Source organism: Streptomyces sp. NPDC127108 (assembly GCF_042677545.1).
Classification (GTDB): Bacteria; Actinomycetota; Actinomycetes; order Streptomycetales; family Streptomycetaceae; genus Streptomyces.
Genome location: NZ_JBHXTE010000005.1, coordinates 56101 through 80551, shown reverse-complemented (window position 1 = coordinate 80551; position 24451 = coordinate 56101). Strand labels below are relative to the sequence as shown.

18 protein-coding genes are annotated in these 24451 nt (G+C 72.4%); 14 read left to right on the top strand and 4 right to left on the bottom strand.

The window, feature by feature from the left end:
• Positions 1-158: 158 nt before the first annotated feature.
• The 4 genes from ACFVHO_RS06240 (at position 159) to ACFVHO_RS06225 (ending at position 6899) form a co-directional block, all read left to right on the top strand.
• The gene (locus tag ACFVHO_RS06240) at positions 159-1052 is read left to right on the top strand and encodes a helix-turn-helix transcriptional regulator (protein WP_385710773.1); all 894 of its coding nucleotides are present in this window, start codon (positions 159-161) and stop codon (positions 1050-1052) included.
• 123 nt (positions 1053-1175) lie between these two features.
• Complete coding sequence (locus ACFVHO_RS06235; protein ID WP_385710771.1) at positions 1176-2081, top strand: cyclase family protein; 906 nt, start codon at positions 1176-1178, stop codon at positions 2079-2081.
• Positions 2082-2346: 265 nt separating this feature from the next.
• Positions 2347-5037, top strand: coding sequence for an AAA family ATPase (locus tag ACFVHO_RS06230; protein ID WP_385710769.1), 2691 nt, complete (start codon positions 2347-2349; stop codon positions 5035-5037).
• Positions 5038-5270: 233 nt separating this feature from the next.
• Positions 5271-6899, top strand: a complete 1629-nt coding sequence (locus ACFVHO_RS06225; protein WP_385710768.1) for an alpha/beta hydrolase — start codon at positions 5271-5273, stop codon at positions 6897-6899.
• Between the two features lie 141 nt (positions 6900-7040).
• Here the strand turns inward: ACFVHO_RS06225 and ACFVHO_RS06220 are convergent, their stop codons facing one another.
• Entirely contained in the window at positions 7041-8075 is a 1035-nt protein-coding gene (locus ACFVHO_RS06220) for an Lrp/AsnC family transcriptional regulator (RefSeq protein ID WP_385710766.1), read from the bottom strand.
• Between the two features lie 117 nt (positions 8076-8192).
• Between ACFVHO_RS06220 and ACFVHO_RS06215 the strand changes: the two genes are divergently transcribed.
• From ACFVHO_RS06215 to ACFVHO_RS06185, 7 genes are all read left to right on the top strand, one after another.
• Positions 8193-9482: an MFS transporter gene (locus tag ACFVHO_RS06215; RefSeq protein ID WP_385710764.1), complete on the top strand. Its 1290-nt coding sequence runs from the start codon at positions 8193-8195 to the stop codon at positions 9480-9482.
• Between the two features lie 43 nt (positions 9483-9525).
• A complete protein-coding gene (locus tag ACFVHO_RS06210) occupies positions 9526-10764 on the top strand; it encodes an amidohydrolase family protein (RefSeq protein ID WP_385710762.1) in 1239 nt (412 codons plus the stop codon).
• 102 nt (positions 10765-10866) lie between these two features.
• Positions 10867-12783, top strand: coding sequence for a S9 family peptidase (locus tag ACFVHO_RS06205; protein WP_385710760.1), 1917 nt, complete (start codon positions 10867-10869; stop codon positions 12781-12783).
• 63 nt (positions 12784-12846) lie between these two features.
• A complete protein-coding gene (locus ACFVHO_RS06200) occupies positions 12847-13800 on the top strand; it encodes an alpha/beta fold hydrolase (RefSeq protein WP_385710758.1) in 954 nt (317 codons plus the stop codon).
• Positions 13784-14878, top strand: a complete 1095-nt coding sequence (locus ACFVHO_RS06195) for a dipeptidase (RefSeq protein ID WP_385710756.1) — start codon at positions 13784-13786, stop codon at positions 14876-14878. Before ACFVHO_RS06200 ends, ACFVHO_RS06195 begins: the two co-directional genes overlap by 17 nt.
• A 40-nt stretch (positions 14879-14918) precedes the next feature.
• Positions 14919-16481: a GMC family oxidoreductase gene (locus ACFVHO_RS06190; RefSeq protein ID WP_385710754.1), complete on the top strand. Its 1563-nt coding sequence runs from the start codon at positions 14919-14921 to the stop codon at positions 16479-16481.
• A 13-nt stretch (positions 16482-16494) separates the two neighbouring features.
• The gene (locus ACFVHO_RS06185; RefSeq protein ID WP_385710752.1) at positions 16495-17907 is read left to right on the top strand and encodes an aldehyde dehydrogenase family protein; all 1413 of its coding nucleotides are present in this window, start codon (positions 16495-16497) and stop codon (positions 17905-17907) included.
• Positions 17908-17992: 85 nt separating this feature from the next.
• Here the strand turns inward: ACFVHO_RS06185 and ACFVHO_RS06180 are convergent, their stop codons facing one another.
• Positions 17993-18853 (bottom strand): LysR family transcriptional regulator, encoded by an 861-nt coding sequence (locus ACFVHO_RS06180; RefSeq protein WP_385710750.1) that lies wholly within the window; start codon positions 18851-18853, stop codon positions 17993-17995.
• Between the two features lie 68 nt (positions 18854-18921).
• Between ACFVHO_RS06180 and ACFVHO_RS06175 the strand changes: the two genes are divergently transcribed.
• Positions 18922-19983, top strand: coding sequence for a DMT family transporter (locus ACFVHO_RS06175; RefSeq protein WP_385710748.1), 1062 nt, complete (start codon positions 18922-18924; stop codon positions 19981-19983).
• Positions 19984-20233: 250 nt separating this feature from the next.
• Entirely contained in the window at positions 20234-20974 is a 741-nt protein-coding gene (locus ACFVHO_RS06170) for a class I SAM-dependent methyltransferase (protein WP_385710746.1), read from the top strand.
• A gap of 38 nt (positions 20975-21012) precedes the next feature.
• Here the strand turns inward: ACFVHO_RS06170 and ACFVHO_RS06165 are convergent, their stop codons facing one another.
• Together ACFVHO_RS06165 and ACFVHO_RS06160 are read right to left on the bottom strand one after the other, a co-directional pair.
• Entirely contained in the window at positions 21013-21672 is a 660-nt protein-coding gene (locus tag ACFVHO_RS06165; RefSeq protein WP_385710744.1) for a response regulator, read from the bottom strand.
• Entirely contained in the window at positions 21669-23231 is a 1563-nt protein-coding gene (locus ACFVHO_RS06160) for a sensor histidine kinase (protein ID WP_385710742.1), read from the bottom strand. The genes ACFVHO_RS06165 and ACFVHO_RS06160 overlap by 4 nt, the downstream gene beginning before the upstream one ends.
• A gap of 138 nt (positions 23232-23369) precedes the next feature.
• Here ACFVHO_RS06160 and ACFVHO_RS06155 point away from each other — a divergent pair, with 138 nt between their 5' ends.
• On the top strand, positions 23370-24287 hold the full coding sequence (locus ACFVHO_RS06155) for an SDR family NAD(P)-dependent oxidoreductase (protein WP_385710740.1): 918 nt from the start codon (positions 23370-23372) through the stop codon (positions 24285-24287).
• Positions 24288-24451: the final 164 nt, after the last annotated feature.

Here is a 24451-nt window from a genome sequence, read left to right as displayed (position 1 = left end):
GAGTGCCGGTGTTGTCCAGGGGGTGCGCGGGGCGGGAGCTCGTGGAGGGTGCGGCCCGGCGGCGGGAGTCAGCTGAGGTCGCCAGGTGGCGCCATGGCCTTCTCCCTGGGTGTGCCGCACCCAGGCACCGCCCCCGCTCCGCCGCCTAGCCTGGCTCCATGTACGTCAACCACCTGGGAGAATTCCTGCGCGCATGCCGAGCCGGGCTGCGGCCCGAAGACGTGGGCATGCCCAGCCACGGGCTCCGCAGGGTCGCCGGGCTGCGCCGCGAAGAGGTCGCCGTCCTCGCCGGTGTGAACGCCGATTACTACACGCGCCTGGAACAAGGACGAGAGCGTCACCCCTCGGCCCAGGTGCTCGCGGCACTCAGCGGCGCCCTCTGCCTGGACGCGGACGCCCGAGCACACCTGTACCGGCTCGCCGGCATCACGTCGGGCGACCAGCCCTCCGCCCCCTCGGCCGAAATGGTCAGCCCGGCGCTGCGGCAACTGATGGACGGCTACGCGCACACGCCCGCGGTCGTGCTCAGCCGGACACTTGACTTCCTCGCCGGCAATGCCCTGTGCGACGCCTTGTACGCCCCCTTCGAGGCGGCCGACAATCTGGCCCGGATGGTCTTCGCGGACAGTGCGGCCAGGCAGTTCTTCGTGGACTGGGGCCGCGTGGCCGGGGAGACCGTTGCCCATCTCCGGCTGGCGGTCGGCTTCGACCCGGAAAGCCCGCGGCTGGACGAACTCGTGAGGTCTCTCACGGAAAGCAGCCCGGACTTCGCCCGGCTCTGGAACGCGCACGCCGTGCGCGCCAAGACCCGGGACGACAAGAGGCTCCTGCACCCGGACGTCGGCCCGATCACCCTCACGTACCAGGTCTTCGACGTACGGGAGGCCGTCGGTCAGCAACTCGTCATCTACCACGCCGAACCGGGCAGCTCCAGCGCCCAGGCACTGCACCTGCTCGGCTCCCTCCACGCCACACGGGGAAATGCCGAATTCCGTAATGACTACGCAGACGGGGAATCCGGAGATGCCGGGGTGCAGCGAAGGAATACTTAAGTAACGTAGTTTGCCCCCTCGGGTGACGGGATTCCTTAAGCGGTGCACTATTTCTGCTTTCTGTGTGTGCTGCTCGCATCCAGGCGCATTTAAGAATGCTGAAGCTCTGTTACGGTGGGCGGCATGAAATCGCAGAACGAAGAAGTCGTCTCGAATGAAACGCCGGAATTGCCGAGTAATTGGGGACGGTGGGGTCTCGACGACCAGCTCGGGACGCTGAATCTCATCACGGAGGAGACCCGGGCCAGGGGAGCGGCCGAGGTGCGCACCGGACGCACCGTGTCGCTCGCGCTGCCGATCCGGCCGACGCCGCTCATCAGCGGCCCCTTCGCCCCGGCCAGCCAGGAGGCGTCCCCCGTCCGGCAGGTCATGCAGTACACGGGCTTCCCGCCGATAGCGACCGCCGAAGTGCTCACGGTCATCCCGCACCATCCCCGCTCCACACACATCGACGCCGTCGCGCACATGCCCCGGGCGGGACAGGTCTACCCCGGGCGCCCCCTGGACGAGTGCGTGTCGATGGTCGGTGTGCGGCACGGTTCCACGACGGCGTTCGCCGCCGGGGTGGTCACGCGCGGGGTGCTGCTCGACCTCGCGGTGGACGAGCCGCTGCCGAGCGGATACGCGGTCACCGCGGCCGACCTCGACTCCGCCGAGCAGCGGCAGGGCGTCCGCCTGGAGCCCGGGGACGCCCTCGTCGTGCGCTGCGGATGGGACATGACCCCTGTGCCCGGGCGCCCCATGCCCGGCATGAGCCTGGACGCGGTGCGGTGGATGCACCGGCGCGGCGCGTCCCTGTACGCCGGTGACATCGGCGACGCCCACCCCGCCCTGGACCCGGCCTGCCCGGCCCCCCTGCATGGCGTCGCCCTGCCCCTCCTCGGCCTGCCCCTGATCGACGCCGCCAACGTCGACGAACTCGCCGCCGTCTGCGCGGAGTTGGAACGCCATGCCTTTCTGCTGACCGTGGCGCCGCCGCGCATCCACGGACTCACCGGCGTCCCCGTCAACCCGCTCGCCCTCTTCTGAAAGAGCTTCTGGAACCCGGAGCGGTCGCCTTGGGTGAGTCCCCAGGGCAGACTGATGTCACTAAGTGACGTTCCGGTCGAGGTCGAGGTGGCAGGCGCCGCCCTCTGGCCACAGCCAGCACTGCCACCCCCACAGCACCGCAGAAGGCCGACCCGTCATGAATGCCCCCGACCCGCACCCGCCGGCCCGCCCCGCACCGCACGAGAGCCATCCGATGAACGAGCAGCACCACTTCCCTCCGCGGAGGACCGTGCGAGGGGAGTTCGTGGCCCGACAGGACGAGCGAGGCGTCATCGACCAGCTGACGGCCGCAGCCGCAGCCGGACGCGGCGGGTCCCTGGTCGTGGCCGGTGACGCGGGGATCGGCAAGTCGACGCTGATCGACACGGCGACGGAGGCGCTGGACCAGTACGAGGTGCTGCGGACCAGCGGCGCCGAATTCGAGCAGGACCTCCTCTACGCCGCTCTGTACCAGCTGTGCGCCCCCGTCCTCGACCGGCGGGCGAAGCTCCCCCCGGTGCAACGGGAAGCGCTGGAGGCCGTGTTCGGACTCGGCAAACAGACCTCCCCGGAGCCCTTGACGGTAGGACTCGCCGTGCTCGGGCTGCTGCACGAGGTCGCGCGCAAGCGCCCCGTGTGCTGTGTGGTCGACGACGCCCAGTGGATCGACGACGCGTCCCGCCAGGTGCTGGTGTTCGTGGCCCGGCGCGTGGAGGCCGAGCGGATCGCGGTGGTGTTCGCCGCCCGCGACGCCGCCGGGGTCCCGGGCCTCGCGGCTCTGCCGCAGCTGCCCCTCGTGGGGCTGAGCCACGAGGACGCGCGCCGTCTCCTCGGCACCGTGGCGCGGTCCGGCCTCGACGCCGAACTCGTGGAGCGCATCCTGGCCGAGGCCGCCGGCAACCCGCTCGCGCTGCTGGAATTCGCACACGACGACGGGGTGTTCGGGGTGCCCGGCACGCGCCCTTCGCTGTCCCACGTCGGGACCGCGCTGGAAGCGCAGTTCGTCCACCGCTTCGAGCAACTGCCGCCCGACACCCGGTCGGTCGTGGTGCTCGCGGCAGCGGAGCCCGTCGGAGACCTCGCCTTGCTGCGACGGGCGGCGAAGGTCCTGAAGCTGGATCCCGAGGCCCTCTCCGTCGCGGAGGACGCGGGACTGGTGGAACTCGGCCCTCAGCTGCGGTTCCGGCACCCCCTCGTGCGCTCGGCGCTGTACACCTCGGCAACCCCGAGACTGCGTCGGAAGGTGCACGGCGCCCTCGCCGAGGCGACCGACGCCGCGACGGATCCCGACCGCCAGGTGTGGCACCGGGCCCACGCCGTCGTCGAGGCCGACGAGAACGTCGCCTCGGAGCTGGAGCGGTCCTCCGAAAGAGCACGTACGCGGGGCGGATTCGCGGCGGCGGCGGCCTTCATGGAGCGGGCCGCGCAACTGACGCCCGAGGCCGGACGCCAGTCCGGGCGGCTCATCGCGGCCGCACGGCTGCGACTCCAGGCCGGCTCACCCGCGACGGCTCGCACGCTCGTCGCCCGGGCCGAGCTCCGGCTGAAGGACCACAGGCGCACACAGGCACGTCTGTTGCGGGCCCGGATCGACTTCCAGCTCGGCCACACCCCGCAGGCGACCGCCGCGCTCGTCGACATCGCCGCACAACTGCCGCCGGACCAGGCCAGGGAGGTGTACCTGGAGGCATTCGCGTCGATCATGTTCAACGACAACCGGCCCGGTCTGCTCAAGCGCCTCGGCACCGCCATCCGAAGACAGGACATGCCGCGTGGGGCCGCCCGGCCCGTCGACCTGCTGTTGCAGGCCCTGTTGGACCAGATCACGCTGCCCGTCGAACAGGCGGTGCCCGCGATGCTCGGCGCGGTGACCGCGTGTCGCACCGCGACCGACCCCTTCGCGGGCAGTCCCTGGCGGATGAACCTGGTCTGCCAGCTCATCCTCGACCTGCGCGAGGACGAGGTCCTGCGGGAGGTGACCGATCGGCAGGTCAAGGCGGCCCGCAGCCAAGGATCCCTGTCCACACTGCCGCAGGCACTGCGCTACCAGGCACTCTCGAGAATCGCGGGAGGGAGCCTGCACGAGGCGGCCGGCATCCTCGCCGAAGCCCAGGCCCTCGACGAAGCCGCGGGTACGGTGCGCGTCATCGGCGTCGACCTGATCCTCGCCGCGTTCCGCGGCGACGCGTACCACTACAGCGAGCTCAAGGGGCTCATGGGCCACGACGGACAACCGTCCGAAACGGTCGGGGAGCAGTTCGCCCGGGCAGTCCTGCACAACGGTCTGGGCAACCACGAAGCCGCATTGCAGGCGGCTCTCGCGGCGCAGAGCCGCCACCAGGCGGGCTCCTACACCATCTGGGGCGTCTACCCCGAGCTCGTCGAGGCCGCTGTGCGCGCGGGGCGCCCCGAGGAAGCCGCGGACGCGGCGGACCTCCTGGAGAAACTGGCACACGCCAACCCCGTCCCCTGGGCCGTCGCCGAATGGCTGCAGGCGAAGGCGCTCCTCGGCCGGGCCGAGGACTGCGACGCGCTGTACCGGGAAGCGGCCGCACACTTCGCGCGGACCGGTGCCCACATCCACCACGCGCGGTCGCGACTCGTGTACGGCGAATGGCTGGACGGCGAGGGCCGCCCCGCGGAGGCCCGTGTCGAACTGCGGGCCGCCCAGGAGACGCTGTCCTCCTTGGGCGCCGGTGCCTTCGCCGAACGTGCCGCGAGGAGACTGCGAGCCGCGGGCGAGAAGCCGCGCCCACCGGAAGCAGATGACGACCCGCTCGGTGTGCTCACCGCGAGGGAGCGCCTCATCGTGAACAAGGTGGCCGCGGGCGGGTCGTCCAGGGAAGTGGCCGCGGCGCTGTTCCTCAGCCCGCGCACGGTCGACACGCACCTGCACAACGCCTACCGCAAGCTGGGAATCTCCTCACGCCAACAGCTCCGCAAGCTGTCGAGCTGAGCGTCGTCCGCCTTCAGGGGCACGTGTGGCTTTCCGGCAGTAACCCGAAGTTGGCGCTGTTTTCCTGCAAGATTCATGCCTCTTCGCATGCCACCATCACGATGGTCGCGTTCGCCGCCATGGCCGCCCCACACCACGGGGCGCACGACTGCCGCTCGGCGCCGGACCCGCGTGTCCGGCGGGCGCACCCATGTCGGCGTCCACCCCCACCTGCAGGAAGGCAAGGAGGCATGATGTCTCGACCACGTTCCGTACGACCGGGCCGCCGCACCACCGCCCTGGCGCTCAGCGTCGCCGCGGTGCTCGGAGCGGCGGGCGCCACGAACGCGACCCCGCGCCCCGACACACCGGCTGCGGCCGACGCGGCACCGGTCCCGACCATCGACTGGAAGTCCTGCGGCAAGCCGGAGTTGGCCGACTTCCAGTGCGCGACCACCGAGGTCCCCACCGACTACGACTCCCCGCGCGGCGCGACCACCACCATCGCGCTCACCAGACTCCCGGCGACCGACCCCAAGAAGCGTATCGGTTCGCTGTTCACCAACCCCGGCGGCCCGGGCGCCTCCGGGGTCGAGTTCGTGCAGCGCGCGGGCAAGACCGCGTACGAACCCAGCGTGCGCGAGCACTTCGACATCGTCGGCTTCGACCCCCGGGGCGTCGCGGGGTCGGATCCGGTCACCTGTTTCGCCAACGCCAAGGACGAAGCGGCCGTCATGGGCAAGCTCCCGGCGTTCCCGGTGACGCCGAAGCAGGAGCAGCAGTACATCCGCGAACTGCCGCAGGTCCCCGAAGGGTGCCTGCGGCGTTCGCGCGAGCGGATCGAGCACGCCTCGACGGCGAATGTAGCGCGGGACATGGACCTGCTCCGCCAGGAGGTCGGCGACAAGAAGCTCACCTATGCCGGGTACTCGTACGGCACCTTCCTGGGCGCGACGTACGCCAAGCTCTTCCCCGACAACGTCCGCGCGCTGATGCTCGACGGCACCGTGGAGCCGGAGGGCCGCACGGGGCAGAACGGAGACCCGCGCTCGGTGGTGACCCGGTCCGGTCAGGGCCCGGCAGCGAGCCGCACCTACGGCGAGTTCCTCCGGCTGTGCGGGAAGGCGGGTCCGGACCGGTGTGCGCTGGCCAAGCTGGGCGATCCGCGCCAGGTCACCGAGCGGCTGCTCCAGAACCTCAAGTCCCGTCCGGTGACGATCGACCCGCCGGACGGACCGCCGATCGAGGTCACCTACCCCTACGCCGTGCGGACGCTCTTCGAGGCCATGTCCGCGCCGCGGAACTGGAAGACCCTCGCCGAGACACTCGCGACCGTGGCCACCACCGGCAAGGCCCTCCACCGGCCCTCGCCCAAGGTGACCAAGTACCTCCGCGCCCTGCGCGGACACGACGGTGAGGACTACGCGTCGATCGGAGGGACCCTGGCCAACCTGTGCGTCGACACGCAGAACCGGGTCCAGCCGAAGGACTTCCCGGCGGAGGCCGCGGCAGAGGACGCCAAGGGTCCGCACTTCGGCCGCTACCGCGCCTGGCAGGGCCTGTCCTGCACGGTGATCCACAACGAGGACCACGACGCCTACATGGGCGACTGGAAGCAGACGGTCGACGTGCCGGTGATGGTGGTCGGGACCCGCTACGACCCGGCGACGCCGTACGAGTTCACCCGGCCGTTCGCCGACCACTTCCCCGACGCGCGGGTGGCGACCCTCGAAGGCTGGGGGCACGGGGGAACCCTGCTGCAGAGCACGTGCATGAACCAGCTGGCCGCGCGCTACCTGGTGGAGGTGAAGGCGACCGACGGCGCGAGCTGTCGGCCGGACGCCGAGCCGTTCGCCCCCGTTCCCGCGTCGGCACGACGGTGATGCCGCCCCTGGAGGGACGCCTGGCCGCGTCCTGAGCAGCACCGTCCCGGAGCGGCGACGCCGACAGAGGCCCGGTACTCCTGCGCTCTTCTTGCCCGCGCAGGGGTACCGGGCCTCGCGCGGTTCCGTCGCCGCCCGCGTTCAGGCACGGCCGACGGTCGGCAGGGCGAGCGGAACGTACCGGGTGGCGCGGCCGTGGGCGTCGAGGAGCCAGCCCATGCGTTTGGGCGTGTGCAGGGCGATGGTGCGGTCGCCCACCTCGAGGTGGGGGAATCGCTCGGCGAGGTGGGCCTCGAAGGGACTGATGCCGCCCAGGTCGTGGAGCCAGACCATGACGAGGAGGTTGTGGGGGCCGCTGACGGAGACGGACAGGCGGACCTGTTCCATCCGCGCCAGGGCGGCGCCGATGTGTTCGAGGCGCTGGTGGGGGACCCGCACGCGATAGAGGGCCACGGCGCGGTAACCGGCCATCGGGTGCGCGAGGTCGCAGCGCAACGTGATCTCGTGGTCGCGGAGCATGCGCAGCAGGCGCCGCCGGGCGGCGTACTCGCTGGCGCCGACGGCCGCGCCGAGATCCTTGTAGCTCATCCGGCCGTCACTGCCGAGCGCGGTGCGCAGGGCGTGGTCGTGCGGCGTGTCCCGGGTGCGGGTGTGGATGCCGTACGTGTCACGGCTGCCGGTGCCGCTTTCCGGCAGCAGGGCCCGGCTGGCGGAGGGGATGGCGTGGGTGCGCCAGTCGCCGCCCTCGCTGAAGACGGTCAGGCCGAGGCGTGTGTGCGTGGAACGGACGCCGCGCAGCCCGCCGATGGTGCCGTGCACGGCCCGGCCCAGGGAGTGGAGGTCGGCGGCGGTGACGGAGAGGAACAGGTCGTAGTCGCCTGTCATCTGTTCGACGCTGATCACCCAGGGGAGCTGGGTGAGCGTGTCACTGACGGCGTCGAACTGCCGTGGACTGCAGTGGACGTCGACGAAGGCCACGATCGCCGTGCGCGGCGTCTCGTGGGCGGTGACCCAGGCCAGGCCCTGGGAGCGCAGCCGGTCCCAGTGCCGGGCAGCGGTGGTGGCGTCGACGCCCAGGGCCCGGCCGAGCTGGGACCAGGTGGCGCGGGGCGCGGACTGGAGGGCGTCGACCAGGGCGAGGTCCAGTTCGGAGAAGCCGGTGTCACTTTCCTGCATGAATTCGTGACGGGCGCTGTTTTCCTGCAAGTTTCCGGCCCTTCTGCATGCGAGTCGGACGATGTGGGGGTTCCCCACCAAGGCCGAGTATCGGCCACTTCAGGTAAGGAGCGGCAGGTGCCCCTTCCGCGTTCCCCCGCCGGGCGATCGACCCCGCTGAGCGGGCCGGCCCGCACCACGGTGATATTGCTGTTCGCGGCCTGGTTCATCGATTACGCGGACCGGTTGGTGATCAACTTCGTACTGCCGTCGATCGGCGACGAGTTCGACCTCAGCCGCAGCGAGCAGGGTCTTGTCGTCTCCGTGTTCTTCCTGGCGTACGCGCTGAGCCAGATCCCCGGGGGCGTCCTCGCGGACCGGATCGGCGGCCGCCGGATGGCTCTCTGGGCGCTCGCCGTATGGACCGTGTTCACCGCACTGACCGGGCTCGCCTGGTCGTTCGCCGCGCTGCTCGTGCTGCGGGTCCTGTTCGGACTGGCGCAGGGCGTGTTCCCGTCCGCCGCCACCAAGGTCCTGGTCGAGCGGTCGCAGCCGCAGGAGCGGATGCGGGCCAATGGCCTGATCCTCAGCTCCAACTCGCTCGCGGCGGTGTTCACGCCGTTGGCCGTGGCGCCGCTGGTCGCGGCCTTCGGCTGGCGCTCGGTGTACATCTCCGTCGCCGCGCTGGGCGTCTTCGTCTACATGGCGCTGCGGCTGCGCCTGCCGCCGCCGCTGGTCGACCGGCGGAGCCTGCCCTCCGCCACGCCGGGAGCCGATACCAAGACGCTCCTGAAGTGGGGTGTGCTGTGGCGGTTCGCCGCGATGATGTTCGGCTACAGCCTGATCATCTGGGGTCTCAGCAGCTGGGTCCCGACGTACCTGAAGGACGAACGCGGCGTCGATCTGCACGCGGCGGGCGCGCTGATGGCGATCCCCGCCCTGGCCGCGGCGCTGGCCACGGTGATCGGCGGCCGCTGGGCGGACGGGACGGGCGGTCGGCACCGGAAGATCGTGCTCCCCGCGATGACCGTGGCCGCCGTGTCGCTGCCGATCATGGCGAACGCCTCCAGCGTCGCCCTGTTCATCGCGCTCGGCACCGTGGCCGTGTTCGCCGCGGCGCTGTGCTACATGCCGATCATGGCGGTGCCGATCCGGAGCCTGTCGGCCCTGCACATCGGCGTGGCCAGCGGAATCCTGGTCTTCGGCGGTCAGCTCGCGGGCATCGTCGCACCGACCGTCATGGGCGTGCTCGCAGACGCCTTCTCCTTCCAGGCGGCCTTCACCTTCCTCGCGCTAGGGCCGGTGATCGCCGCGGTCATGGCCTGCCTGACGCCGCAGGACACGGACACCTTCCTCGCCGCGGCCGACGACCGCATCCGCGCCGCGGCACCGGCCGCCGCCCGCCCGACCGAAAAGGAACTGGCATGAGAGTCGTCTTTGCCGACGCGACCGCGCTCGGAGGGGATGCGGCGTGAGCGAGCTGATCATCCAGGACGCCGCCCTCCTCGACCTGGAGTCGGGTGAGATCGTCGCCGGCTCCTCGGTCCGCGTCTCGGGCGAACGCATCGTGGAGGTGGCGCCCGGCGGCCGGATCACCGGCGACGCCCCGGTCCTCGACGCGGCCGGGCGGACCCTGATGCCCGGCCTGATCGACGCCCATGTGCACGCCGCCGTCACCACTCTCGACATGCCGGTCATGGCGCGGCGGCCAGCCTCGCGCATCGGCATCGAGGCCGCCGGGCTCCTGGAGGCCATGGTCCGGCGGGGGTTCACGACCGTACGCGACGCCGGCGGCCTGGACCGCGGCGTCACCGACGCCCTCGACGCCGGTCTCGTCACAGGCCCGCGGGTGTTCCGCTCCGGCCGCGTCATCAGCCAGACCGGCGGTCACGGCGACTTCACCGAGGCCGGCCCGGGCGATCCGCGGCTGTGCGCCTGCCACATCCACAGCGACTGGTTCGCCCACGTCGCCGACGGGGCCGACGCCGTGCGCCGCGCGGTCCGCGAGGAACTCAAGAACGGCGCGCACCAGATCAAGATCATGGCCAGCGGCGGGATCTCCTCACCGACCGACCCCATCGACATGGTGCAGTACACCCACGACGAGATACGGGCCGCCACCTCCGAGGCGGCGGCGCGCGGCACGTACGTCCTGGCTCACGCCTTCGCGCCGCAAGCCATCGTCCGGGCCGTGACCGCCGGAGTGAAGTCGATCGAGCACGGCTTCCTGCTGGACGCCGCGTCCGCGCGCGTCATGGCCGAGCACGGGTCCTTCCTCGTCCCCACCCTGGTGGTCCTGGAGCAACTGGCCGAGTTCGGCCGACGGTGCAACTACCCGGCGGAGAGCCTCGACAAGGTGCATGCCGTGCTGACGGCGGGGACGAACGCCGTCCAGGTGGCTCTGGACGCCGGCGTGCGGGTGGGCTTCGGCACCGACCTGCTCGGCGAGACGCACCCGGCGCAGGGACGCGAGCTGCTGCTCAGGGCACGGGTGCAGTCACCCCTCGACGTCCTGAGGTCGGCCACCACGGTGAACGCCGATCTCCTTGGCCGCTCCGGCGAGCTGGGGACGGTGGCCCCCGGCGCCTTCGCCGACCTCCTCCTGGTCTCGGGAAACCCGCTCGAGGACCTGTCTCTGCTGGCCGACTCCGGTGCCGGGATCGACCTCGTCGTGCGGGGCGGGAAGGCCGTCCACGGTGAGCTGTCCTAGCGACACCGGCTGGCGGCGGGCCCAGCCGCCCCGTGGCCCCGCCGGGCGGCAGCAGGCCCGGCCGACGACGCCCGTCACCGATCCACCGCGAAAGGAAACCCCATGACGTCAGCCGCCCCCCTCATTCCCGTCGAGGACTTCTTCAGGAGCCCGGTCGCCACCGCCGGTTCGATCTCGCCGGACGGTACAAAGATCGCGTACCTGGCGCCCGAGCAGGGTCGGCTGAACGTCTGGATCCGCGGCGTCGACTCCGACGAGGCCGTGTGCGTGACCCACGACCACCACCGCGACGTGCACAGCTACCACTGGACCGACGATCCCCGCCTGCTGCTCTACACCCAGGACGGGGACGGTGACGAGAACTGGCACCTCTTCCGCGTCGACCTGGACGATCCCGACGCCCCCGCGACGGACCTCACCCCCTTCCCCGGAGCCAGACTGCAGGACTTCTGGCAGCCCGCCGGCCTTCCCGGCACCGTCGTCGCCGTCCTCAACGCGCGCAGGCCGGACCAGTTCGACGTCCATCGCATCGACATCGCCACGGGCGGGATCAGCACGGTGGCGCGGAACCCCGGGCATGTCGGCGGCTGGCTGTGCGGCAGGAACGGCGAGCTGTTCGCGACGGTGATACCGACCACCGGTGGTCACGAGATCCACGCGTGGGACACCGACACCGGCACCATGCGGCTCATCACCGCCTATGACGGCGCCGACCTGCCCATGGGACTCACCCCGACCACCGTCACCCCCGACGGCACCGGCATCTGGATCGGCTCCAACCGCGACAGCGACCTCATCCGCCTGGTCCGGCTCGACACGGCCACCGGCGAGGAGACCGTCGTCGACAGCCACCCCACGTACGAACTCGACACCCGCAGCGGCGTCAACCCGGACTACCCGGACCCGCTGATCCTCAGCGGGCGCACCGGCGAGATCCTCGCCGTCCGCTACCTGGGCGCGCGGCAGGTCGTCCACCCCCTCGACCCGCACTTCGCGGCGGTCCACCGGCAGTTGTCCCGGCTGTCCGACGGCGACCTCGCCTCCGTCAGCTGCGACACCGGTGAACGCCGCTGGGTGGTGAGCTTCACCCACGACACCGACCCCGGCGTCACGTACTACTACGACCACGAGACCGGCGAGAGCCGTGAACTCTTCCGCCCGTACCCGCACCTGGACCCGAAGACGCTGGCAGAGAAGCTGCCTGTCTCCTTCACCGCGCGTGACGGCCTCACGGTGCACGGATACCTGACCCAGCCGATCGGCGCCGGACCCGCCCAACTGCCCCTGGTCCTGCACGTGCACGGCGGTCCCTGGTTCCGCGACAGCTACGGATACGAACCCCGCGTGCAGCTGCTCGCCAACCGTGGGTACGCCGTGCTGCAGGTCAACATGCGGGGCTCGTCCGGCTACGGCAAGGCCTTCACCCGCGCGGCCATCGGCGAGTTCGCAGGCCGGATGCACGACGACCTCGTCGACGCCGTCGAATGGGCGGTGAAGCAGGGGTACGCCGACCGGGATCGCGTCGCCATCTGCGGCGGCTCGTACGGCGGTTACTCGGCGCTCGTCGGCGTCACCTTCACCCCGGACGTCTTCGCCGCCGCCGTCGACCTCTGCGGCATCTCCAACCTGGCGAACTTCATCCGCACGCTGCCGGAATTCGCGCGCATCCAGATCGGCAACAACTTCCTCACCTACGTCGGCGACCCCGACGTCCCGGAGCAGGAGGCCGACATGCTGGCCCGCTCGCCGATCACCAAGGTGGATCGGGTCCGTTCGCCGCTGATGGTGGTCCAGGGGGCCAACGACGTCCGCGTGGTGCAGGAGGAGTCCGACCTGATGGTGGCGGCGCTGCGCGCCCGCGGAGTGGAGGTCGAGTACCTGGTCAAGGACGACGAGGGACACCGCTTCCAGAATCCGGAGAACCTCAGGGAGATACACCGTCTCCTGGAGCGCTTCCTGGCCCGCCATCTGGGCGGCGACCAGCCGCCCGCCCGGGAGAGTCGAACGACGGGTGGCTGACAGGCACCCGAGGGGCGCGAGCGGTCATACAGGACGGATCCATCTCGGACTTGAGGAGGCAACGTGAGCAGCATCGCTGAGGGCCGGGAGGCAGAAGGCTGGGAGTACGACCTCGTGCCGCTGCCCGACGGTCGGGTGACGGAAGTGCTGACCTACGGCACGGCGACGGCGGGCACGCTGCTCTGCCACACCGGCACCCCCGGGGGCCTGGTGCCCCGGCCCTTGTTCGGGCGGGTCTGCGACGACCTCGGCCTGCGCTTCGTCATGGCGGGCCGCCCGGGATACGCACGGAGCTCGCCCCGGCCGGGGCGGGTGATCGCGGACATCGCCGAGGACACGGCCCCGGTCCTCGACCACCTGGGCGTCGACACCTTCGTCACCATGGGCGGCTCCGGCGGCGGTCCGAACGCCCTCGCCTGCGCCGCGCTGCTCCCGGACCGCTGCGAGGCCGCGGCGGCCGTGGTCAGTCCGGCGCCGATCGACGCTGACGGCCTCGACTACTACGCCGGGATGGGACCGGAGAACGTCGAGGAGTGGAAGCTGGCCGAGCGGGGCCGGGAGCTCATCGGGCCGTGGCTGAAGCGGACCGTGGCCGGTTGGGGCGACCTCAGCGCCGCGGACTTCGTCGACTCCTACCGCGGTGCGCTGCCGCCCGTCGACCAGGAGCTCTGCACGACCGAGTTCGGTGACGCCTTCGTGGCGAGCACCCGCAAGGCGACGTCGACCGGCGTCGAGGGCTGGGTCGAGGACGACCTGGCGCTGGTCACGCCCTGGGGCTTCGACCTCGGCGCGATCACCACCCCGGTCGCCGTCTGGACCGGCAAGCTCGATCGGATGATCAGCTACGAGCACTCGGTCTGGCTCGCCCGCGCCGTGCCCGGCGCCGATCTGCACGTCATCGCCGGGCACGGCCATCTCAGCGTCGTACCGGCGTATCTGCCGGACATCGTCAGCGACCTGCTGCGGAAGGCGGCGGCACGCCGGGAGTCGGAGGCGAACGATGACAGCGCTGCATGACGAGTCCCTGGTGGCCGACCTCCACAACGACCTCATCCTCCTGGTCGACCACTTCGACCGCCGCGGCCGCACGGACTACTTCGGCGACTTCTGGCTGCCCGAGCTGCGGGCCGGGGGCGTGAACGTCCAGGTGCTGCCGATCTTCATCGACGAGCAGTTCCAGTCCGAGGGCGCCCTGCGCCGGACGCTGCTGCTCATCGAGCGCGTCCACGGGCTGGCCGAGCAGTATCCGCAACTGAGGGTCTGCCACACCGGAGCCGACATCGCGCGAGCGACGGCGGACGGCAGGATCGCGCTGGTCATCGCCCTCGAAGGCGCGCACGCACTCGGCCAGGACCCCGCGTTGATCCGCACCATGGAGCGGGTCGGCGTGCGGGTGGTGTCGCTGGCCCACATGGGCCGCACCCTGCTCGCCGACGGCAGCGGCGTCGACGACTCCTCGTGCGGCGGGCTCACCCCGCAAGGCCTGGAAGTCCTGGCCGAGATGGAGCGCCTGGGCATCGTCTTCGACATCAGCCACCTCGGCGTCGCGGGCGTCGAGGACGTACTGGAGCACGCCCGCCGGCCGCTCCTCGCGACGCACTCGGCGTGCCGTGCCGTCACCGACATCCACCGCAACCTCACCGACGCCCAGCTCAAGGGCATCGCCGCCCTCGGCGGAGTGATCGGGGTGGCGGCAGCCATCCCGCCCTTCATCGACCCGGGCCGCCCCACGGCGGCCCGGGTGGTCGACCACATCGAACACCTCGCCTCGGTCACCTCCCTCGACGCCATCGCGCTCGGCCCCGACTTCATCGACGACTACTACCGGGAGGTCTACGGCGGCTGGGTGATCCCCGGCATGGACGTCACGTGGGCGGAGAGCGAGATCCGGCGGCCCTCCGACCTGCCCAGGATCACCGAGGAGATGGCAGAGCGGGGCTTTGCCGACGCCGACATCAAGAAGGTCCTCGGCGGCAACGCGATGCGGGTGCTCGACGCGGTGATGGGCGTACCCGCGACCGCTGCCGCCCGGACACCGGAGCGAGCCCGGACACCGGAGCGAGCGTCGGCGCACGAGCCGCGATCGCGTGACTGAACACCGCGCACGGCATCAACTCCACTGGAAAGGAAGGGCCATGGTGAGCAACGGCTGGGACGTCATCGTCGTGGGAGCGGGTTCCGCGGGCGCCGCGCTCGCGGCACGCACGGCGGCACGCGGCAGACGGGTGCTGCTGGTGGAGGCGGGACCGGACTACCGGTCGGCGGAGATGAAGGACGTCTGGCGTTCGCCCAATCCGGCGCTCGCGCTCCTCGACCCGGCGGCGAGCGAGGAGCTGATCTGGCCCGACCTGAACGCCGCGCGCACGGACCGGCAGGGGCAGGAGCTGTACTGGCGCGGCCGCGGCACCGGGGGCAGTTCGGCGGTCAACGGGCAGATCGCCATCCGCCCGCCGATGGTCGACTACGAGGAGTGGGCGGCCCTCGGATGCAAGGGCTGGGCCCCCGATGACGTCCTGCCGTACTTCGCCCGACTGGAGGACGACGAGCGGTTCGGCGACGAGCCGTACCACGGCCGCGGAGGCCCGATCCCGGTGCACCGGATGCCGCAGGAGAAGTGGGGAGGCGTCGACAAGGCCCTGGCGCAGACCTGCTGTGCCGCCGGCTACTGCTGGACCGAGGACGTCAACGCGCCCCGGGGGACCGGTGTCTCGCCGTATCCCATCAACTCGCGCGACGGCCTGCGCGTGAGCGTCAACGACGGCTATCTGGAGTGGGCCCGCGACCTGGACACCCTCACCGTACGCGGCGACAGCCTGGTGGACCGGGTGCTGTTCGACGGCGACCGGGCTGTCGGCGTGCGGTTGATCAGCGGGGGAGCGGCGCGCGTCGAGCACGCGGACACCGTCGTGCTCAGCGCCGGTGTCATCCACTCGCCGGCGATCCTGATGCGCTCGGGCATCGGCCCCGCCACACGACTGCGCGAACTCGGCATCGAGGCACGGCAGGACCTGCCCGTCGGCCAGGGGCTGCAGGACCACCCGATGGCGTCGGTGATGCTCCTGCTCACGGAGGAGGCCAGCGGCAAGACCCCGCACGACCGGCACACCAATGTGTGCGTTCGTTGGACCAGCGGTCCCGGCGCGCCCGAGAACGACATGATGTTCGTCGCTCTCAACGAGAACGTGCTGGCCATGGGCTCGGCGACGCCCGGAGCGCGGGTGGGGTCCTACGGCGTGTGGCTGAACCGTGTCCACTCGCGCGGTGTGCTGACGCTGACGTCCGCCGACCCCGCGAAGCAGCCGCTGGTGCGCGAGCGCATGCTGTCCGATCCGAGGGACCTGCCCCGGCTGCGTACGGGCGTACGCGAGCTGGTCGAGCTGGCCCGCGGGCCCGAGACGGAGCAGATCCTGACGGCACCGCTGGAGGAGGCGAACCGGGAGCTGCTCGCGGCGCTGGACGACGACAGCGCGCTCGACGACCACCTCCTGGCCACGGTGGTGGACACGCAGCACGGAACCAGCACGTGCCGTATGGGCGCTGCCGACTCCCCGCACACGGTGGTGGACAGCGACTGCCGGGTCCTCGGCGTGGACGGGCTGCGGGTGGTCGACGCGTCGATCTTCCCGTTCGTGCCCCGCGCCAACACCAACCTCGCCTCGATCATGGCCGGCGAATTGATGGCCGATCGCCTCACGTGAAGGGAACGAACTCGTGCGTACCGCAAAGAACTTGATCGACGGCGTCTGGGCGGACACCGCTCGGGACGCCCTGCTCGACGTCGTGGACCCGGCGACCGAGGAGGTCATCGCCCGGGCGCCCGCCGGGTGCGCGGCGGATGTGGACCGGGCCGTGGCGGCCGCGGTGGCGGCGCAGCCGGCCTGGGCGGCGCTGCCGGTCGCCGAGCGGGTGGCGCGCATCGGCGCGTGGGCGGACGCCATCGCCGCGCACGCGGACGAGCTCGCCGACATCGAGCGCCGGGAGATGGGCAAGCCGCTCGATCTCGGCAGGTCCTTCATCGAGGGCTCGGCCGCCGGGCTGAAGCTCGCGGCGGAGCGGGCGCTGTCCTACGCCTTCGAGGAGACGCTGCCGCACGAGGACGGCGAGACACGGATCGTCCGGCACCCGCTGGGCGCCACCGCGGTGATCACCCCGTGGAACTTCCCGGTCGCGATCCTGCTGAGCGCCCTGGGCCCGCTGCTCGCCGCGGGCAACACCGTCGTCGTCAAACCCTCCGAGCACTCCCCGCTGTCCGCCGTGCGGCTGTGCGAGCTGCTGACGTTGCCGGACGGGGTCGTGAACCTGGTCCTGGGCGACGCCCGTGCCGGTGTGCCGCTGGCCGAGCACGACCGGATCCAGCTCGTGCACTTCACCGGCTCCGTCGCGTCCGGACGGGAGGTGGGCGCCGCGTCCGGCCGTCGGCTGCACCGGGCGGTGCTCGAACTCGGCGGCAAGGACGCCGTGGTGGTGGACGCGGGCGTCGACGTCAAGTCCACCGCGGCGGCCGTCGCGCTCGGCGCCTTCCTCAACACCGGCCAGATCTGCACCTCCATGGAGCGCGTCTACGTCCACCAGGACATCGCCGAGGAGTTCACCGATGCCCTCGTCGCGGCGGCCGCCGCATACGCCCCGGGCGAGGTGCTGGGCCCGCTGGTCGACGAGCGGCAGCGGGACACCGTCCACCGGCACGTGACCGACGCCGTCGAACGCGGCGCCACGGTCCGCACCGGAGGCGAAAAGGCCCCGGGCAAGGGCTACTTCTACCCGCCGACGGTCCTCACCGGCGTCGACGACTCGATGCTGGTGATGACGGAGGAGACCTTCGGCCCCCTCGCGCCCGTCGCCGTCGTGGCCGACTTCGCCGAGGGCCTCAAGCGCGCCGCCGACTCCCGCTTCGGCCTCGCCGCGACCGTCTACACCCGCGACGCGGACCACGTCGCGGCGGCGGCCCGGCTCCCCGCGGCCCTCGTATGGATCAACCAATGGCAAGGCAACAGCCCCGAGATGATCTGGGAGCCCGCAGGTGACAGCGGCACGGGAGCCACCGGCGCGAACGCCGCCTACGACGCGGCCACCCGCCCGTCCTCCGTCATCGTCGCCGCCGCCGATCAGGGACGCGGCGAGTGAGCCGACTCGCGGGGAGTCCGCCAGGGGCACGGCCGACGCTCTCCCGCGCCCCGGGCGGACACCCTGGCGCGGCCTTCGACCGCCGTCAGCGTTCCGCCACCAGCTCGTGCGCCAGGCGGATCAGGTCCGGGATCGACGGATGCGCCGGGGTGCCGCGGTGCCAGGCCAGGACCAGGGGGACCGGCGGGGCGTCGGTGAGGGGGCGGTAGGCGATCGCGGGGTGCGTGTGCATGCGGGGGGTCGCCGACGTGGAGATGCCCACGGCCCGGCCCGCCGCGATGGCCGTCAGCCACTCGTCCGTGTTGGCGACCTCGATCACCGTCCTGGGGCGCGAGGCGGGGGGCCACAGGTCGAGCGTGGTCGTGCCCGCCACCGTGTTGAGGGCGACCGGCCAGGGCGCGAGGTCGGCGAGGGCGAGCTCGTCGCGTGCGGCGAGGGCGCTGTCGGCGGGCACCACCGCCACCCGCTCCTCCCGCATCAGCAGTTCCGTGACCAGGTCCGGAGACCTCAGCTCGCCGCGCAGCAACGCGACGTCGACCTTGCCCCGCGTGAGCCCCGCCGTACGGTCGTCGACGCGGCGCAGCTCCAGCGGCACGTCGGGATGCTGCTCGTCCCAGTGGCGCAGCAGCGGCAGGGTCAGGTCGCCGAGCGCGGCCCAGGGGTGCCCGAGGCGCAGCGGCAGGGCGGCCAGCGAACGGGGATCGAAGGCCGTGTCCACGGCGGCCAGCGCGGCCGCGGCCTGGTCGCGGAACGCCCTGCCTGCGGCCGTGAGTTCCAGATGGTGCGTGGACCGGTCGACCAGGCGCACCCCGAGATGCGTCTCGAGCTGGCGCAGCGTGCGGGAGAGCGCGGGCTGGCCCGTGTGCAGCCGGGTCGCGGCGCGCGTGATCGTGCCCTCCTCGGCGATGGCGAGGAAGGCCCGCAGGTGGCGCAGTTCCATGGTCATGCCTCACAAGCATAACCACCGTTCAGATGGCATTTCACGTGGCGCGTCCGGCTTTCTAGCGTGGGGGCATGACAAACACGAGGGTTCAGGTGGGGACCGCGGCGGCAGGCTCCGCGGTGACGGGGGGCGGGACGGCGGGTCCCACGGGGGCGGGGGTTACGAGTCCCACGGCGGCAGGGGCTGCGAGTCCCACGGCGGGAACCGCCGGTTCCGCGGGGGCGACGCCCGCGACCGGGCGGGGCGCGTCCGCCGCCGGCAGGATACGCAAGGCGGCCGCCCCCGCCAGCGCCGGCAGTCTCGGCGGCATCGGCCTGGTGCTCGGCGGTGTCCTCTCGGTGCAGTTCGGCTCCGCGGCGGCGGCCCTGCTCTTCCCGCGCGCGGGCGCGCTCGGCGTGGTGGCGCTGCGGGTGACGATCGCCGCCGTCCTCCTGCTGGTCGTCTGCCGTCCCCGGCTGCGCGGCCACAGCCGTACGGACTGGGGAGTCGTCGGCGCCTTCGGGCTCGCCCTCGGCGGCATGAACGTCCTCTTCTACCAGGCCATCGACCGCATTCCGCTGGGCCCGGCGGTGACGCTGGAGGTCCTCGGCCCGCTGCTGCTCTCCGTCGTCACCGCGCGGCGGGCGGCGAGCCTGGTGTGGGCCGGGATGGCGTTCGCGGGCGTGTTCCTGCTCGGGCAGGGCAGCTTCGGCGAGATCGGCCTGGCGGGCGCCGGGTTCGCGCTCGGGGCGGGCGCCATGTGGGCGGCGTACATCGTCTTCAGCTCCCGGGCCGGTGCCCGCTTCCCGCGGCTGGACGGGCTGGCCCTGGCGATGGCCGTGGCCGCGCTGGTGAGCCTGCCGCTGGGGATCGGAGCCGCGGGCACCACCCTCCTCGAGCCGAAGGTCCTCGCGATCGGCCTGGTCGTCGCCCTGCTGTCGTCCGGCGTCCCGTACACGCTGGAACTGCTCGCGCTGCGCAGGCTGCCCGCGGCCACCTTCGCCGTCCTCATGAGCCTGGCCCCGGCGGTCGCCGCGCTGGCCGGATTCCTGGTCCTCGGGCAGACGCTGTCGGCGCTGCAGTGCGTGGCCATCGCACTGGTGGTGGGGGCCAGCGCGGGGGCGGTACGGGCCCAGGGAGCGGGGCGGAAGTGAGGGGCGGGGCGGCGGCGGGGCGGGGCCCTTCACCAGCCCCGCCCCGGCCGAGGTGCTCGAACGAGCCCGCAACCTGACCTGAGACCCGGCCCGTTGTAGGGGACGCCGGGACGCCGCCCGGATCTTTGTGGCTTCTGTGAGTACGACCGGCTGCCGAGGCGCGAGAAGACTGCCCGCCAGCGGCCGCGGCCTGCCCCGAGGGGCGGGGCCGGGGCCGGAGCCATGACGAGGCACACGGGAGGGCGGCGCGGTGAGCGTGCAGCAGTACGACGAGATCGGTGAGGCGTTCGAGGGCTTCAAGGCCCTGCCCCTCGCCCGGTACGGAGAGGTGCCCAGCTTCCTGGCGATGGTCGGTGACGTGCGCGGCAAGTCGGTCCTCGACCTCGCCTCCGGCACCGGCTTCTACAGCAGGGAGCTCAAGCGGCGCGGTGCCGCCGAGGTGTTCGGAGTCGACATCTCCGGCGAGATGGTCGCCGCGGCCCGGGCGTTCGAGGACGCCGATCCGCTGGGCGTGCGCTACGAGGTCGGGGACGTCGCCGAACTGCGGCCACAGGAACGGCCCTTCGACGTCGCCCTCGGCGTGCAACTGCTCAACTACGCGCCGGACATCGCCGCCATGGAGCGGATGTGCCACAACGTGCGCCGGAGCCTGAAACCCGGCGGCGCGTTCTTCGTGCTCGCCCAGACACCCGAATACCGCTACGACGGGCCGTCCTTGGCCAAGTACGGCTTCCTCTGCGAGGCGACCGGCGAGGAGATCGAGACCGGCCCGCGCGTGCGGATCACGGCGCTGCTCGACCCGCCGATCTCCTTCATCGGCGCCTGCCCGCGCCGCGAGGTCTACGAACAGGCCCTGCGGGCCGCCGGGTTCAGCGAGGTGACCTGGGTCCCGCTGGAGGTGTCCGACGCGGGCCTGCGCGCGTTCGGCACGGAGTTCTGGGCGGACCTCCTCGCCAACCCGCCGCTGGTGATGCTGCGCTGCCGCGCCTGACCGACCGGCCCGGCGTGGCGAGTCGGTGACGCGGCGGCTCAGCCGGACGCGGTGACGCCGGACTGGACCGCGAGGACCGCCAGCCGGATCCGGTTGTCGCAGCCCGTCTTGGCCATCAGGTTCGCCACGTGCGTCTTGACGGTGGTCACCCCCAGGTGCAGCCGGTCGCCGATCTCCTTGTTCGACAGGCCCTGGCCGAGGAGGCTCAGCACCTCCCGCTCGCGGGGCGTGAGCCCGGCGGGCGGCGTCGCGGCGCTCCGCGCGGGCGGTGCCGTGCCGGTGTGCAGGGCACGCGCGACGATGCGGTCCAACGCGGCCTGGCTGAAGGGGGCCTCGCCGCGGGCCGCGCGCCGTACGCCGTCCAGGAGCTGGGGCGGCGGAGTGTCCTTCACCAGGAAGCCGCAGGCCCCGGCGGCGAGCGCCGGGTAGAGGTGATCGTCGTCGTCGAACGTGGTCAGGGCGAGGACCCGGGTGGCCGGGCGTGCGGCGACGATGCGCCGGGTGGCGGTGATGCCGTCCACGCCCGGCATCCGCAGGTCCATCAGGACGACGTCGGGGGTGAGGTGTGCGGCGAGGCGGACGGCGTCCTGGCCGCCTGCCGCCTCGCCCACGAGGTCGATGTCGTCGGGCTGCTCGAAGAGCATGCGGAGTCCCATGCGGACGAGTTGCTGGTCGTCTACGACGAGAAGGCGGATCACGGGCGCCGCTCCGTGGCTGTCCTGGTCGTGCCCGGTGCGGGTCCTGTGGCGCGCACGGCTCCCGAGGCGGCCACGGCCCCGGAGGCGGCCACGGCCCCGGAGGCGGCCACGGCCCCGGAGGCGGCGACGGCTGGTGCGGTGCTCGTGGTTCCTGTGGTGCTGTTCATGGTTCCTGAAGTTTCCGTGGCTCGGACGGATTCGCTCACAGCCTCGGCGAGGTCGCCGGACCCGGCGGCATCCGAGAGGCTCACGCCCCGCACGCCTGCCTCCTCGTCCGTCGCCTCCTCGTCCGTCACACCACCTTCGAGGAGCGGCAGTTCGGCCCGCAGCCGCCACCCCCGCCCCACGGGCCCGGCCTCCAACCGCCCGCCGAGCAGCCGCACCCGCTCCCGCAGGCCCACGAGCCCGTGCCCGGACGGCCCGGCCGCCCGCACCGCGGCGGCCCGGTGCCCCGAGCGACCCCCGCCGCCGTCGTCCCCACCACCGGCACCGGCACCACTGCCACCGGCGCCCACACCCCCACCGTCGTCCTCCACATCGACCCGCACACCCCCGTCCTCACCGACCCGCACCGTCAGCCACGCCCGTGCCCCCGCACCGGCGTGCTGCCTCACGTTCGCCAACCCCTCCTGGGCGAGCCGCAGCACCGCGAGCCCGCGTGCGGTGTCGACCCGTGCGAGTTCCCCTTCGTCCACGGCGGCCTCGACCGCCGGGCCGGAGCGCGCGCTCTGGGCCACGACCGACTCCAGGGCCGTGGCCAGCGCGCCGGGGGACAGGAGCGGGGAGGCGTCCGGGGCGATGCTGTCGGGGTCCCGCAACACTGCGACCAGGCGGCGCAGGTCGGCCATCGCGGCGGTGCCACCGGCGTGCAGGTCGTCGAGGACGGCGGTGACACGGGGGTCGGGCGCGCCCTCGGTGCCCGCGGCGGGCAGGACGTGCCGGGCGATCCCGACACGTACCACCATGGACGAGACGTGGTGCGCCACCAGGTCGTGCAGCTCACGGGCGATGGCCGTGCGTTCGGCGGTGCTGGCCGTCAGGAGGCGCTGCTCGGCGCGTGCCTGCTCCTGCTCGGCGTGCTCGCGGGCGCGGCGGGCGGCGTCCCGGGTGGTTCGGACGTACGCGCCGAGCAGCAGGGGGACCCCGGCGACGACGCTCATCTTGTAGAGCACGGAAGGAAGTTCGCCGGGGAGGTCGTCCAGCCGGTTCACGACGACGGCACACGCCAGCACGGCGGCCGCGACCACCGGCCGCCGCCCCGCGTGCCGTACCGACACCTCGAAGACGCCGAGTGCGGCCAGCACCTTGAAGGCCACGACCGGCTCCGCGCCCCAGGCGTGCGCGGCGACAAGCAGCCCCGACCGCGCCACCGCCGCCGCGAACACCCACCTGACCCCGGCCGGACACAGCGCGACACCCACGGCCGCCCACACCCAGTCGGCCGCCTGTGAGGGCCGCTGGACCAGGAGGAGATAGCCGAGCAGCGCGCCCGCGGCGACCAGGACGCGTACCGGCGCGTGCTGACGGTCGAAAGCGGCTTCCACCCATGATCGGTTCACCGGGACAACGATAGGCGCCGCCGCGGCACCGGGGTCCTGCCGAGGGAGGAGGCCCCCCGCGCCCGCCTCCTCCCAGTGGCCGCCGCACCGCCCCGTCGCAGGAAGCACCCGCCCGCCCGCGCTGACAGCGTGGACCGCATGAACGCACACGACACGACCCGGCGCTCCCTCCTCGGCGGCGCCGCCGCGCTCGGGCTCGCCTCCCTGACGCTCGACGGCACCGCGCGTGCCGCCACGGCCCGCCCGGGCCCCCGGGCGAGACGCCGCTTCGACGGCCGCTCCGTCCTCATCACCGGCGCCACCTCGGGCATCGGCGAGGCGACGGCGAAGGCCTTCGCCGCGGAAGGCGCCCGCGTCGGATTCTGCGGCCGCCGCGTCTCGTCGGGGCGCCGCGTCGAACAGGAGATACGCGCGGCGGGCGGCGAGGCCACCTACATGCGGGCCGACGTCCGCGAAGCCGACGAGGTGCGCGCCTTCGTGGACCGGATGGCCGAACGCCACGGCGGCATCGACATCGCCTTCAACAACGCGGGGATCGGCAGCGCCAAACTGCCGCACGAACTGACCGTCGAGGAGTGGGACGACGTCCAGTCCACCAACGTCCGGGGCGTGTTCCTCGCCCTGAAGTACGAGATCCCGCACATGCTCAAGGCGGGGCGCGGCGTCGTCATCTGCACGTCGTCATCGGCCGCCGAGCAGGCCCGGCCGAACGGCGCCGCGTACACGGCGAGCAAGCGCGCCGTCCAGGGCATCGTGAAGTCCGCCGCGCTCGCGTACGGGCCCCGGGGCATCCGCGTCAACGCCGTCCTGCCCGGCACCACCGACACCCCCTTCGTCCGCCCGCCGGGCATCCCCGACGCCGACTGGGCCGCGTACAAGAAGGCGTTCGGGCCCCTGAACGTCGACGGCCTCGAACGCATGGCGGAGCCCGAGGAGATCGCCCGCGCCGTGGTCTCCCTGGCGAGTGACGACTTCTCGTACATGACCGGCGCCTCCGTCGCCGTGGACGGCGGGGCCACGGCGGGACGGGAGATGATCCGGCCGAGCGGTACGTGACGGAGCGTCCCAAGGGCCCTGTGCGCGGCACCACCTCCATGGGGGGTGGTGCTGAGTGCACCCCCGAAGTGGTTGGTAGCGCGCCTGCCACCGCCGCCGCTCCTGCCTACCTTCATAAGTGCCGCCGCACGACAGGGAATCGCGGCACGGACGCAGGGCATGGG